This window comes from Trinickia symbiotica (genome assembly GCF_002934455.1).
Taxonomy (GTDB): domain Bacteria; phylum Pseudomonadota; class Gammaproteobacteria; order Burkholderiales; family Burkholderiaceae; genus Trinickia; species Trinickia symbiotica.
Genome location: NZ_PTIR01000021.1, coordinates 35,756 through 48,184, shown reverse-complemented (window position 1 = coordinate 48,184; position 12,429 = coordinate 35,756). Strand labels below are relative to the sequence as shown.

General features: G+C 67.1%; 13 protein-coding genes. 11 read left to right on the top strand and 2 right to left on the bottom strand.

Annotation, left to right across the window (positions count from 1 at the left end; genetic code table 11):
* Positions 1 to 65: 65 nt before the first annotated feature.
* From B0G57_RS24745 to B0G57_RS24700, 10 genes are all read left to right on the top strand, one after another.
* On the top strand, positions 66 to 635 hold the full coding sequence (locus B0G57_RS24745; RefSeq protein ID WP_018440837.1) for an A24 family peptidase: 570 nt from the start codon (positions 66 to 68) through the stop codon (positions 633 to 635).
* Positions 636 to 649: 14 nt separating this feature from the next.
* Complete coding sequence (gene cpaB, locus B0G57_RS24740) at positions 650 to 1,657, top strand: Flp pilus assembly protein CpaB (protein WP_018440838.1); 1,008 nt, start codon at positions 650 to 652, stop codon at positions 1,655 to 1,657.
* 122 nt (positions 1,658 to 1,779) lie between these two features.
* Entirely contained in the window at positions 1,780 to 3,165 is a 1,386-nt protein-coding gene (locus tag B0G57_RS24735) for a type II and III secretion system protein family protein (RefSeq protein ID WP_399278684.1), read from the top strand.
* A gap of 19 nt (positions 3,166 to 3,184) precedes the next feature.
* Positions 3,185 to 3,628 (top strand): CpaD family pilus assembly lipoprotein, encoded by a 444-nt coding sequence (locus B0G57_RS24730; protein WP_018440840.1) that lies wholly within the window; start codon positions 3,185 to 3,187, stop codon positions 3,626 to 3,628.
* A gap of 14 nt (positions 3,629 to 3,642) precedes the next feature.
* Positions 3,643 to 4,869, top strand: coding sequence for an AAA family ATPase (locus B0G57_RS24725; protein WP_018440841.1), 1,227 nt, complete (start codon positions 3,643 to 3,645; stop codon positions 4,867 to 4,869).
* Complete coding sequence (locus B0G57_RS24720; RefSeq protein ID WP_018440842.1) at positions 4,869 to 6,326, top strand: CpaF family protein; 1,458 nt, start codon at positions 4,869 to 4,871, stop codon at positions 6,324 to 6,326. The genes B0G57_RS24725 and B0G57_RS24720 overlap by 1 nt, the downstream gene beginning before the upstream one ends.
* Positions 6,323 to 7,306: a type II secretion system F family protein gene (locus B0G57_RS24715; RefSeq protein WP_018440843.1), complete on the top strand. Its 984-nt coding sequence runs from the start codon at positions 6,323 to 6,325 to the stop codon at positions 7,304 to 7,306. Before B0G57_RS24720 ends, B0G57_RS24715 begins: the two co-directional genes overlap by 4 nt.
* On the top strand, positions 7,303 to 8,250 hold the full coding sequence (locus B0G57_RS24710; RefSeq protein ID WP_018440844.1) for a type II secretion system F family protein: 948 nt from the start codon (positions 7,303 to 7,305) through the stop codon (positions 8,248 to 8,250). The genes B0G57_RS24715 and B0G57_RS24710 overlap by 4 nt, the downstream gene beginning before the upstream one ends.
* Before the next feature lie 28 nt (positions 8,251 to 8,278).
* The gene (locus tag B0G57_RS24705; RefSeq protein WP_020566198.1) at positions 8,279 to 9,148 is read left to right on the top strand and encodes a tetratricopeptide repeat protein; all 870 of its coding nucleotides are present in this window, start codon (positions 8,279 to 8,281) and stop codon (positions 9,146 to 9,148) included.
* Positions 9,145 to 9,582, top strand: a complete 438-nt coding sequence (locus B0G57_RS24700) for a TadE/TadG family type IV pilus assembly protein (protein WP_018440846.1) — start codon at positions 9,145 to 9,147, stop codon at positions 9,580 to 9,582. Before B0G57_RS24705 ends, B0G57_RS24700 begins: the two co-directional genes overlap by 4 nt.
* A 9-nt stretch (positions 9,583 to 9,591) precedes the next feature.
* Here B0G57_RS24700 and B0G57_RS32190 read toward each other — a convergent pair whose 3' ends face one another.
* The gene (locus tag B0G57_RS32190; protein WP_018440847.1) at positions 9,592 to 9,723 is read right to left on the bottom strand and encodes a hypothetical protein; all 132 of its coding nucleotides are present in this window, start codon (positions 9,721 to 9,723) and stop codon (positions 9,592 to 9,594) included.
* Here B0G57_RS32190 and B0G57_RS24695 point away from each other — a divergent pair.
* Positions 9,713 to 10,687, top strand: coding sequence for a pilus assembly protein TadG-related protein (locus B0G57_RS24695; protein WP_018440848.1), 975 nt, complete (start codon positions 9,713 to 9,715; stop codon positions 10,685 to 10,687). The genes B0G57_RS32190 and B0G57_RS24695 overlap by 11 nt on opposite strands.
* A 121-nt stretch (positions 10,688 to 10,808) precedes the next feature.
* On the opposite strand, the gene B0G57_RS24690 is transcribed toward B0G57_RS24695, so the two are convergent.
* Positions 10,809 to 12,389 (bottom strand): efflux transporter outer membrane subunit, encoded by a 1,581-nt coding sequence (locus B0G57_RS24690; RefSeq protein ID WP_018440849.1) that lies wholly within the window; start codon positions 12,387 to 12,389, stop codon positions 10,809 to 10,811.
* Positions 12,390 to 12,429: the final 40 nt, after the last annotated feature.

The following is a 12,429-nucleotide window of genomic DNA, read 5'->3' as shown; positions in this document are numbered from 1 at the left end:
CGGCCTACGCCGAGCGTCAGGCCGACACTCCTCTTTCTCACGCGTTCGGTGCCAGAGGTCATCCCATGGATCCGGTCAAAACGGCTGCTTGCGCATTGCTCGCCATGCTGGCCGTGTCCGATCTGCGATCGCGTCGCCTGCCTAACGCGTGGGTAGCCGGTCTCGCCGCGCTGTATTTGGCGGAAGCCGCGATGAGCGGCGGCGCCTGGCGTTCAATCGCAACGCATGCGGCCGCGGCCGCACTCTCATTCATCCTGGCCGCTCTACTCGTGCGTTTGGGCTGCGTTGCCGGTGGCGACGCGAAACTCGCCGCGGCCGTCTTTTTCTGGTGCGGGCCGACTGATGCGATCCCCGTGCTCGTCATCGTCTCTATCTGCGGCACGCTCGTCACGCTCTCGATGCTGATCGCTCATGCGCTGGTGCGCCGCCGCGTGTCGGTGCTCGGCGCGAGCAAGCGTGTGACATGGCTCTCGCCCGAAAGCGGCGTGCCGTATGGCGTGGCGCTTGCGCTGGGAGGCATCGCCGCCGTGCTGGCTCAGCCTTCGTTCCACGATCGTGCCGCGCTCGCCTTGCTCGAGCTCGCGCCTGATCGATGCGCGTGGCTGGCCCTCGGCCTTCACGCACCGCTGGCCTGAGGCCGAGGCCGCCTATGCAGAACTTCCTCAAGCTCGCCGCGCTCATCGCCATTGCCGCGATCGGCGCTTTCGTCATTCGCGCGCTCTTCGTCGCGGCCTCGCGCCCCGGCCCCGCGTCGCCGGCTTCCATGGTCCACGTTCGAGCCGCCGCCGCCGACCTGCCGGACGGCTTGCTGTTGCGCGACGCCGACCTCGTCTGGAAAACGATGCCGCGCAACCAGGTGCCGGCCGGCGCGCTCGTGCAAGGCCAACCCGACGCCGCCGGCGACGACGATCTCAAAGGCGACCTGTTGCGCCACGCCGTACACGCCGGCACGCCGCTCGGAGCGGCCGACGTCATTTCGCCGAGCGCGCCGGGCTTCCTCGCTGCCGCACTGAAGCCCGGCATGCGCGCGATCTCCGTGGCCGTCGACGACGTATCGGGCAATGCCGGACTGATCCAGCCCGGCGATTACGTCGACGTGCTGCTCACGCAACAGATCCGCGGTGAGGGCGGCGTCAACGTGCCGCCCGCGCATGCGGTCGAGTCCGAGACCGTGGCCGAGCGTGTGCGCGTGCTCGCGGTGGGCTCGGCATTCCGGCGCCCGAAGGACGACGCCGCCGCGCCGAATACGAGCGCGCGCACGGCCACGTTCGAAGTGACGCCGCATAGCGCCCAAGCGATCACCGTCGCCGCGCACCTCGGCTCGCTCTCGCTCGCGTTGCGCAGCTTCGCGACGCGCGACCGCCATGCATCGGACGCCGAGGATCTCGCTCAAACGCGAACAGCGCCGGTCTGGGCCGGCGATGTCTCGCCCGCGCTGCGCACGGTCGCGCCCGCGCCGGCGCCCGGCAGAACCGCTACGCCAACCGCTGCACCTCAGGTCATCATTTATCGCGGCTCGACCGTAGGCGACTCCAACAACGACAAAACTGCCGTGAGCGGTTCCACCGGCACGCCGGGCCTTCCGCCGCTGCCGCCCGGAACCCCGGCAGTCGCGCCCGCGCCGCCCCCCGGCGCGCCCGTCAAGCCCGCGGCATAGGATCGAAGATGCGACGCCCCACTCGCGCCCTTTCGCACGCCAGCCAGATCGGCTCGACGCCGGCGCGGCCCCGCGCTAAGCGTCGCCTGACGCGCATGCCGGCCTTCCGTTCTTTCGCGGCGATGGTCTGCGCGGGGCTTTGCCTTCTGATGCTCGCATCGTTCGCCTCGCCGCCCGCCCTTGCGGCAACGGCCGCGCAAGCCAACGAGGCGGCACGATCGGCGAACGATGGCGACGTCCTGTCGGTGCCGGCCGGCAGCGGCACGATGATCACACTGCCCGAGCCGGCCGTCGCCGTCTTCGTCGCCGATCCCGATGTGGCCGACGTTCACGTGCCGACACCGCGCTCGGTGTTCGTGCTCGGCAAGAAAGCAGGTACGACGACGCTCTATGCGCTCGGCCCCAACAATCGCCGCATCTTGAGCAAGACCATCAGCGTCGCGACGGACACCGCCGCCATTGCCCGCCTGCTCGACACGCGTTTTCCGCGGTTCGGCGTGAGGGTGACGAGCGCGCCAGGATCGCTGATGGTGACGGGCAACGTGCCGAGCGCCGCCGACGCCGATGCCGTCGTGCAGACGGTGCAGCCGTATCTGCACGACAAAGAGCAGCTCGTGAATCGCCTCACGATCGCGCACCCGATCCAGGTCCTGCTGCGCGTGCGGATCACCGAAGTCGATCGCAACATCACGCAGCAGCTGGGTATCAACTGGAGCTCGCTCGGGCAAAGCGGAAACTTCATCGGCGGGCTCTTCAACGGCCGGCAGCTCTTCACGAACAATTTGTTCAATCTGTCGTCGACCGGTGCGTTCTCGGTGCTCGGCGCGTTCCATGCCGGCAAAACGACGATCGAGGGCGTCCTCGATGCGCTCGATCAGGAAGGACTCCTGACGATGCTGGCCGAGCCCAACCTCACGGCGATGTCGGGGCAGACAGCCAGTTTCCTCGCGGGCGGCGAATTGCCGATTCCGGTGCCGCAGACCGGCACGACGAGCACGATCACGATCGAGTACAAGCCGTACGGCGTCTCGCTCGACTTCACGCCGACGGTGCTCGCCGACAACCGCATCAGCCTCAAGGTCAAACCTGAAGTCAGCGAGATCGATCCGACCAACAGCATCACGCTCAATTCGATCGTCGTGCCCGCACTGACGGTGCGGCGCATGGAGACCACCGTCGAGCTCTCGAGCGGACAGAGCTTCGCGATCGGCGGGCTACTGCAAAGCCGGACGAGCGACGTGCTCGCCGAGCTGCCGGGGCTCGCGCGGCTGCCCGTGATCGGCAAGCTCTTCTCGTCGAAGAACTACCTCAACAACAAATCGGAGGTGGTCGTCATCGTCACGCCTTACATCGTCAATCCCACCGGCCCCGGCCAATTGCGCGGCGCGATCGACAGCGTCATGCGCCCGAGCAGCGATATCGAATACGCGGTCCAGCATTCGCTCGGCATCGATCCGCTATCGGGCGCTTCGCCGCGACTCGTCGGCGCGGCCGGCTTCGTCTATTGATTCGCCGAGGGAAATCGCCATGACCTCACGGCTCGCCTCCATCGCAACACGCATCGTCCGCGCTGCCGCATGCACGGCAGGCGTCGCGCTTGCCGGCTGCATGTCGTCGCATCCGCCGCTCGACATGCCCGATGCGTCCGTCATTGGTTTCGCGCCCGGCGACGGGGGACATGCCGTGCCGCCTTCGTGCGCATCGCTCAATCAGCGCTCGAGCATGCGCGACGCCGGCATGCGGCGTCCCGGCGTCGCGTTCGGCTGCGCGACCTACTCGAACCTCGCGGCCATGATCGCGCGGCCCGCCGATCTCATCGCCCCGCGGCCCTACGCGGGCGCGGATGCGGCACTCGCCGCGAGCGCGGTGCGTCGCTACGAGGAAGGGCGCGTCGCGCCGCTCGGTAATTCGTCGACGTCGGGATACTCGACATCCTCCCCGTCTTCCTCGCCTTCGAACGGCACTCAGTAACGGAGACGACGCATATGGGTGCCCTCGAATCGAATGTTCTGAAACGCCGCGGCCGGTCTTCCGGTAGCGAGCAGCTCGTCGCGGTCGTCGCCGATGCGAGCAGCGAGGAAGTCATCCGCAACGTCATTCTCGATCGGGCGATCGCGAACTCGCACGTCGCGCGCGGCACGCTCGACGAGGCAATCGACATCATGAAGAAGGCGAGCGAGTCCCCTCGCCACCTCATCGTCGACGTCTCGGGCTCGGCCATGCCGATTTCCGATCTGATGCGGCTTGCCGAAGTCGTCGATCCTTCGGTCGCCGTCGTCGTCGTCGGCGAGCGCAACGACGTCGGGCTCTATCGGAGCCTCCTGCAGCTCGGCGTGCAAGAGTATCTCGTCAAGCCGCTCACGGTCGAGTTGGTGCGGCGCGCGATCGACTCGACCGACCCCGGCGCTTCGGCCCGCACCGGCAAGGCGATCAGCTTCGTCGGCGCGCGCGGCGGCGTCGGCACGACCACGATCGCGACGGCGCTCGCGCGTCACCTCGCGGGAACGACGCGCCGCCGTGTCGCCTACGTCGATCTCGACCCGTACGGCGGCGCCGCGGCCTCCATGCTCGACGTCGCCAATACCAGCGGGCTCATGGAGCTGATGCTCAACACGCAGCGGCTCGATCAGCAACTGCTCCACCAGGCGCTCGTCGCCCATGACGATCGTCTGTTCGTGCTCGCGTCGGAACTCCCGTACAACAGCGACTTCGCCCTGAGACATGGCGCGCTCACGGAACTCGTGGCGATGCTCAAGCGCCACTTTCATTACATCTTGCTCGACTTGCCCCAACGAGCCGGCGGGCTCGTCGAGGAAGCCTTCGACGCGAGCGCGATGATTCACGTCGTGGCCGATCACTCCGTGCACGCCACGCGCGAAGCCGCGCGCTTGTGCCGGTTCGCCGAGGGCCGCGATTCGAATCCCTCCATCGTCGTTCTGCTCAACGAGGCGAGGCAGCCCGTCGCGGGCCGCGTGCAGGCGGCCGATTTCACGAGCGCGCTCGGACGCGGCTCGGTACATCCGCTGCCCTATGAGCCGCAAACCCTCGCCATCGCCGAAAGCCTTGGCGAAGCACTCGGCGATCCCAATCGATCGTCGTTCGCACGCGCGATCGTCTCGCTTTCGAACGCGATCACGGGCAGCGAACCGGTAGCAACCGCGAGCTCGAAGCGCTGGTACGCGCGGCTCTTCGCCAAGCGGAGGGCACGCTGATGTTCGGCCGCCGCAACGCCTCGATGCCGATCGACGCCACCGTCGAGCGCGGCGCGAACGAAGCCGAGGCGGCGCATCCTTTCGTCGCGGGCAAGAGCAAGAGCACGCCGCTCGCGCAGGAAGCGGCGGCGGCCGAACCGCCCGCGCCGATACCGTCATCGCCAGGCGGACCTGCCGCCGCCGATCGCCACGAAGCGCTGATTCGCTCAGAAACGTTCAGGACGATACGCTCGGCCGTCTTCTCTTCGATGAACATGTCGGCCGCGCTCACGATGTCGCGCCAGGAGGTGCGAGAAGGCATCGAGCAAATCGCCGCCGAGCTGATCGCGAAAGATCGCCTCACGCTGTCGCTCGCCGACCAGTCGCTGATCGTCGACGAAATCGTCAACGACATGTTCGGCATCGGCCCGATCGAACCGCTGCTCGCCGACGAGCGCGTGACCGACATTCTCGTCAACGGCCCCGATCAAGTCTTTGTCGAGCGGGGCGGCAAGCTCGAGCTGACGCCGCTGAAATTCCGCGACAACGCGCACGTGGTCAACGTCGCGCAGCGGATCGCGGCGGCCGTCGGGCGGCGCGTCGACGAGAGCAGCCCGATGGTCGATGCGCGCCTTGCCGACGGCAGCCGCGTCAACGTCGTCCTTCCGCCGATCGCCTTGCGCGGTGCATCGATCTCGATCCGCAAGTTCGCCAAGCGCAACATCACACTCGGGCGGATGGCTCAGCAGGGCAATATCTCCCCGACGATGGTCGACGTGCTGCGCATTGCGACGGCATGCCGGCTCAACATCGTCATCTCCGGGGGAACGGGGTCGGGGAAGACGACATTGCTCAACGCGCTGTCACGCTTCATCGACGAAAGCGAGCGTGTCGTGACGATCGAGGACGCCGCGGAGCTGCAGCTGCAGCAGCCGCACGTGGTGAGCCTCGAGACGCGGCCCGAGAACAGCGAGGGACTCGGCGGCATCTCGCAGCGCGACCTCGTGCGCAACGCGCTGCGCATGCGCCCCGACCGCATCATTCTGGGCGAGACGCGCGGCACGGAAGCATTCGACGTTTTGCAGGCGATGAACACCGGCCACGATGGATCGATGACGACGGTCCATGCGAACACGCCCCGCGATGCGATCACTCGGCTCGAGAGCATGGTCATGATGGCCAATGGCAATTTGCCGTTGATGTCGATCCGTCGTCAGATCGCGAGCGCCGTCCACATGATTCTGCAAATCGAACGAATGCGGGACGGCGTGCGGCGCGTCACGCACGTGACCGAAATCGCCGGCATGGAAGGCGACGTCGTCATCACGCAAGACCTCTTCACGTTCCGCTATAACGCGAGCGCCTACGAGGAGCAGGTGCGAGGCGCGTTCGAAAGCGCCTCGCTGCGCCCCGTCTTCGCGCAGCGGGCTGCCTACTACGGGCTCGAAGAGGCGCTGCTCGCGGCGATGCAATCATGACGCCCGCGGATGTCGTGGCACTCGGCGCCTTCTTCGTGATCGTCATCGCGGGGCTCGCCGCGCGCACGCTGCGCGCCATGGCGAGACAGCGGCCCGCCTCGCGCATCCAATCGCGCGTCGCCGCGTTCCGCGATCCGCGCGACGGCGCCAAGCCGAAGCGCGCGGAAAAGCCGCGGCACGAGCTGGTTCATAAGCGGTTCAGCGCGAGCGATCAAGCCGTGCTGGCGGCGCTCACCGCGTGGCGCGAACGCGTGCGGACCGTGGCCGGCGCGAACGGGATGCGCACGCTCGGTCTCGCCGCCGCGGCGGCATTCATCGTCTGTTTCGTCGGATCGTCGTTTCTTGGGCTATCCCCGCTTTTGCGCCTTGCGGCGAGCGTCGGCGTCGCGTTCGTCGCCCTTCGCTCGGTTTATGCGTGGATGGTCGCGAGCTTCCGCCAACGCTACCTCAATCAATTCCCCGATACGCTCGATCTCATCATTCGCGCCGTGCGAGCGGGCATCCCCGTCGTCCAGGCCGTCTGCACGGCCGGCGTCGAAAGCGAAGAGCCGGTCCGCGCGACCTTCCGGAGCATGGGCGACGCGCTGCTCGTCGGCGCCGAGCTGAAAGATGTCCTCGAGCTGGCCGCGCAGCGCCTGCAGCTCGCGGATTTCTCGTTCTTCACGGTCTGCTTGATTCTGCAGCGCGAAACGGGCGGCAATCTCGGCGACACGCTCGAGAATCTCGCCTCGATCGTCCGCACGCGGCGCGACATCCGCGCCAAGAGCAAGGCGCTGACGGCCGAGGGTCGCCTCGCCAGCAAGATGATCGCGGCGGTCCCGTTCGTCATGTTCGCTTTCATGTTTCTCGTCGACCGCGCCTATGTCGAGCTGCTCACCAACACACGTGCCGGACACAAGATTCTCGTGACGGCCGCCGCCCTGATGACGGTCGGCCTCTGGATGATCCGCAAGATTTCCAACCTGGACACATCACGATGATGACCGCCGATTTCTGGCGCAACGCCGCCCTCCTCGCCTTGCTCTGCGTCGCCACGCTGTGGCTCGTCCTGCGTGGCGCGAGCACGCGCGCGCGTGTCGCCCAGCGCGCGCGGCAGGTCGTTGCGCGCGCCGCGGCCGCGCAAGCCGCGGGCGCCGATGCCGCGACAAGCATGCCGCAACGGCTCGCCAAACGTGTCGCATCGCTCGGCGAACGGTTGCCCGTCGTGCAGGCGCAAGAGCGCGACAAGCTCGCGGCGAGACTCGCCGGCGCGGGGTTCCGCGACCGGCGCGCAATCGCGGTCGTCTCAGGGCTCAAGATCCTCGCCGGCGCCTGCCTCGCGCTCGGCGCCATCGCTGTCGGCGGACACTTGCCGGGGCTCGGCCAGCTTTTCATTTTTCGCGTGCTGCTGATGGCGGGTGCGTTCGTCATCGGCATGATGCTGCCCGAATACGCGATCGGCTTCGTGGCCCGGGGGCGCCGCAAGGCGATCGGCATCGCGCTGCCCGATGCGCTCGATCTGCTCGTCATCTGCACGAATGCCGGCAACAGTCTCGTCGTCGCCATCAAGCGCGTGGCGAAAGAACTCGAGACGATTTGCCCGCCGCTTGCCGACGAGCTGTCCGTCACGGCGGACGAACTTTCGATCGGCGGCGACAGCGCCCAAGCGCTCAATGGCATGGCGGAGCGCATCGGACTTCCTTCCATGCGCGCGCTCGTGACGACGCTGATTCAGTCGCAAAAGTACGGCACGCCGATTACACAGTCGCTGCGCACGCTCTCGCGCACGGAGCGCGCCATGCAGATCGTCAGGCTCGAGGAAAAAGCCGCGAAACTGGCACCGAAGATGACGCTGCCGATGATGCTGTTCATCATGCCGACCGTCGGGCTGATCGCGGCAGGGCCCGCCGTCATCCGGCTGATGGTCGTGTTTCGCCACCATTGACGCCTTGATGACATTCGGAGATCGACTCATGAAGCAAACGCCCCGGCCTCGATCGATCACGCTGGCGTTGGCCGCACCCGTCTTCATCGCGAGCGTCCTCGCCGGTTGCGCGAGCAACCATTACGTCGTTCCACAACCCGTGGCGGCAACGCGCGCGCCCGATGCGGCGGCCGATCTGCGCATCGCGGAAAGCGCGCTCGAAGCCGGCGACACCCAGCTCGCCGTCTCGCTCTTCGAGAAAATGCTGAAGGCCGATCCGAACTCCGCCACGGCCCAGCTCGGTCTCGGCGATGCGATGTACGCGATCGGCGATCTCGCGCGAGCAGGGCTACTCTATGCGCGCGTCGAGGCGCAGGCGCCGGAGGACCCGCGCGCGCAACTCGGGCTCGCTCGCGTCGCGCTGCGCGAACGCCGCCTCGACTCGGCACTCACCCGCTACCGCAAGCTCGTCGCGGCCCACCCGGACAACGCCGTGGCCGCCGAAGGTCTCGGCACGGCGCTCGATCTGCAAGGCAGGCATGACGAAGCCCAGGCCGTCTATCGCGCGGCCTTGCAGCGACATCCCGAGGTGCAGGGCTTGAAAACCGACCTCGGCCTCTCGCTGACCCTGTCGAACCGTGCGCGTGAAGGCGCAAACGTGCTGCTCGACATCGCGGGCCTGCCCGACGCGCCGCCGCAAGCAAGGCAAGACCTTGCGCTCGCCTACGGGATGCTCGGCAACGACGAGGCGGCCAAGCGCATTCTGAGCGCCGATTTACCGGCGGACTCCGCCGAAGACGACTTGCAGTTCTATCGCGGCCTGCGCGCGCGGCTTGGGGCGCCGGCGCCCTCCGGCGAGACGCGCGAGCGGCGCAGCGAACCGGTCGCTTCGGAATCGACGAGCGAGGCGCTTCGATGAGAGCGCAACGGCGCCCGGCGACGAAGGAGCGCGGCATCGCGGCGCTCGAGTTCGTCCTGATGCTGCCGTTCCTGATGTTGGTTCTCTTCGGCATCATCGATACGAGCCTCGTTCTTTGCGACAAGGCGGTCATCACGAATGCCGCCGGCGAAGCGGCACGCGCGGGTGTGGTTCTGCGTGCGTCGCCGCTCACCGCCAGCCAGATCCAGAGCGTGGCGCTCGCTTACACGACGAACAATCTCGTCACGGGCGGCACGGCGACGACCCCGACGGTGACGGTCAGCCCATCGGGCAGTTGCGCCACGGCCGGAAGCGGCAATGCGCTGCAGGTCACCATCAGCTACACGTACAACGGAATCGTCCTCGGTTCAGCGCTGAGCTCGTTGACCGGCCCCGTAACCGTCACGGCCACCGCGGTGAAAAACTGTGAATGAGATGCCCCGTCAGCCCGCGAAACCGATGCGCAGCGCCTCGATGGCCGCGTTTGGCCGGCACGCGGTGCGCCCAAGTGCACACGCGTCTTCGCGCGCCGCGGCGCGCCAGCGCGGCGCCATCGCGATCTGGATGCTGTTCATGCTGGCGCCGCTCCTCATGTTCGGCGCATTCGCCGTCGACGTGCCGCGCGTCTTCTCCGCCGCCAACGAGCTGCAGAACGCGGCGGATGCGGCCGCGCTCACGGGCGCGGCCACCCTCGCATCGGGCACGAGCGGGCCCAACTGGTCCGGCGCGGCGACGTCGGCAACAGCCGCGATTCCGTTGAACGAGTCGGATGGCACACCGCTCGCGACCGGTACCGTGGCGACCGGCTACTGGGATCTCGCCGCCTCGGCGCCGGCCATTTTGCCGCCGAGCACGGTCGCGTTACCGCCTGCCGCTACCGTCGTGCCCGCGGTGCAAGTGACGATCGCGCGCAGTGCGTCGGCGAACGGCCTCATCGCGCTGCTGCTCGGCGCATTGCTCGGCATGCCGACGACGACCGACCATGCAACCGCCGTCGCCGTGGTCACATCGCCTTCCACGATTCCCGCGGGCGCCCTCTTTCCGGTCGTGCTCGACGAATGCGTGTACAACCAGTACTGGAACTCGGCGACCAATCAGCCCGTGCTCGATTCGTCGGGAAAGCCCTATGAATTCCAGATCGGCAACGGTCAGTTGTACGGCTCCACCTGTTATGCCGGGCAGTGGACTTCGTTCCTGACATCGTTCAACAATGTCCCGACGGTTCGGGAGCTGATCACGAGCGGCAATCCGTCACCGATCTCGATCGGCAACGACATCTGGCTGCAGCCGGGGGTCAAGGACACGATCTACAACAGCGTGCCGACGAACGTGACCGTCCTCATGCCTGTGGTCAGCCAGATCTACAACAAGTCGTACGTCCCCGTCGTCGCGTTCGCCGCCTTTCATATCGATGGCAGCTATGGCGGCAGCAGCAAGTACATCCAGGGCCACTTCGTCGGCGGCTTCAAGATACCGACGCAGGCCTCTGGCATCGGGCCGAATTTCGGCGGATACGTCGCGCCGCGGCTCGCCTACTGAGCGCGCCCGAGCCCGGAGCAACCACGCAAAACAACGCCAATCCGCATGCAAAAACGCGCACGGGCCGGCGCGATGCCGACCCGTGCGAACTCATTGCAAAAAGCGCGAGCCGCGCCGATCGTCAGCCCGGTGCCGCAGCCGCTTTCACCGACGACGCGCCGCCCTGCAGCCCGCTCATCGTCCGGTAATCGGTGCCGTCGTCAGGCGCGCGCGGCGTCTCTCCGGCATGCTGCAGCCAGCCGCCGCCCAGCGCGACGTACAGGTTCACGAGCGTCGTGAGCCGCGCCATGCGCGCGTTGATGAGCGATTGCTGCGCGCTATAGAGGTTCGTCTGCGCGGTGAGCACTTGCAGATAGCTGTCGACGCCGTTCCTGTACCGCAACGTCGAAAGATCGAGCGTGCGCTGTTCGGCGAACGTATTGCGCTCGAGCGCGTCGATCTGCTGATCGTAGGTGCTCCGCGCGGCGAGCCCGTCGGCCACGTCGCGGAACGCCGATTGAATCGCCTTCTCGTAGTTCGCGACCTGGATGTTCTTCTGGATGTGCGCGAGATCGAGGTTCGCGACATTCTGGCCGCCTTCGAAGATCGGCAGCGAGATCTGCGGCGCGAAAGTCCACGCCGCCGAGCCCGGCTTGAAGAGCCCGCCGAGCGTCGGGCTCGCCGTGCCGAACGAGCCCGTCAGCGTGATTTTCGGGAAGAACGCCGCACGCGCCGCGCCGATATTCGCGTTCGCCGCGCGCAGCGACGCCTCGGCTTCCATGATGTCCGGACGCCGCGTCAGCAGATCGGACGGCAAGCCGGCTGGAATGTCGGCGAGCAGTGCCTGATCGTCGAGCTTGCGACCCGGCGGCAGATCGTCGGGCAGCGGCTGACCGAGCAGCAGCACGAGCGCATTTTCGGCCTGCGCCCTCGCGCGCGCCTGCGCCTGCAGATTGGCGTTCGCCTGCTCGACGACGGACTCCGCCTGCCGCAGATCGAGCTCCGAGCCCGTACCGTTCTCGAACTGCAGCTTGGTGAGCTCATAGGACGCCCTCGCCGTCTTCAGCGTGTCCTCGGTCACTTGCAGCAGATCGTCGTCGGCGAGCATCGTCACATACTGATCGGCGACCTGCGACACGAGCGAAATTTCCGCCGCCTTGCGGGCTTCGGCCGTCGCGAAGTACTGCTGCAGCGCCTGATCCTTGAGACTGCGAATGCGGCCCCAGAAGTCGAGCTCCCAGGAGGAGCTCAGACCGACCTGGTAGGTCCTCGAAACCGTCCGGTTGAAGAACGACAAATCCTTCGGCGTGCGCTGGACGCTGTCTTCCCCCGTCGCATTGAGTGTCGGGAACAGCTCTGCACGCGTGATCTGGTACTGCGCGCGCGCTTGAGCGACATTCAGCATCGACACACGCAGATCGCGGTTATTGGCGAGCGCGATTTCGATGATCCGCTGCAGCCGAGGATCGGCGAAGAAGTCGCGCCATCCGATATCGGCGGCAGCCTGACCGTTCGCGCTGCGCCCTGAAAGCGGCTGCGTCGCCGGCTCGGCGGGCAGCCCTTTGGGCAGAGTTTCAGGCGCGGGAGCCGGCTTGGGCGCGTAGACGCCCGAGCTCGGGAACGTGGCGGCCACCGGGGCGGCCGGACGCTCGTACTTCGGCTCGAACGAGCAGCCGGCGGCGAAGACCGCGACGGCCACCGCAATCAAGGAGTGTTTTTTCATTTGCATTTCAGTCTCCCGCCGGGCCGCCCCAAGGGAGGCT

Bases quoted from the DNA above. Each gene is read 5' to 3' on its own strand.
- B0G57_RS24710 (WP_018440844.1), top strand. From the start codon at position 7,303: ATGATGACCGCCGATTTCTGGCGCAACGCCGCCCTCCTCGCCTTGCTC.
- B0G57_RS24705 (WP_020566198.1), top strand. From the start codon at position 8,279: ATGAAGCAAACGCCCCGGCCTCGATCGATCACGCTGGCGTTGGCCGCA.
- B0G57_RS32190 (WP_018440847.1), bottom strand. From the start codon at position 9,723: ATGAACAGCATCCAGATCGCGATGGCGCCGCGCTGGCGCGCCGCGGCG.
- B0G57_RS24695 (WP_018440848.1), top strand. From the start codon at position 9,713: ATGCTGTTCATGCTGGCGCCGCTCCTCATGTTCGGCGCATTCGCCGTC.
- B0G57_RS24745 (WP_018440837.1), top strand. From the start codon at position 66: ATGGATCCGGTCAAAACGGCTGCTTGCGCATTGCTCGCCATGCTGGCC.
- cpaB (WP_018440838.1), top strand. From the start codon at position 650: ATGCAGAACTTCCTCAAGCTCGCCGCGCTCATCGCCATTGCCGCGATC.
- B0G57_RS24720 (WP_018440842.1), top strand. From the start codon at position 4,869: ATGTTCGGCCGCCGCAACGCCTCGATGCCGATCGACGCCACCGTCGAG.
- B0G57_RS24735 (WP_399278684.1), top strand. From the start codon at position 1,780: ATGGTCTGCGCGGGGCTTTGCCTTCTGATGCTCGCATCGTTCGCCTCG.
- B0G57_RS24725 (WP_018440841.1), top strand. From the start codon at position 3,643: ATGGGTGCCCTCGAATCGAATGTTCTGAAACGCCGCGGCCGGTCTTCC.
- B0G57_RS24715 (WP_018440843.1), top strand. From the start codon at position 6,323: ATGACGCCCGCGGATGTCGTGGCACTCGGCGCCTTCTTCGTGATCGTC.
- B0G57_RS24690 (WP_018440849.1), bottom strand. From the start codon at position 12,389: ATGAAAAAACACTCCTTGATTGCGGTGGCCGTCGCGGTCTTCGCCGCC.
- B0G57_RS24700 (WP_018440846.1), top strand. From the start codon at position 9,145: ATGAGAGCGCAACGGCGCCCGGCGACGAAGGAGCGCGGCATCGCGGCG.
- B0G57_RS24730 (WP_018440840.1), top strand. From the start codon at position 3,185: ATGACCTCACGGCTCGCCTCCATCGCAACACGCATCGTCCGCGCTGCC.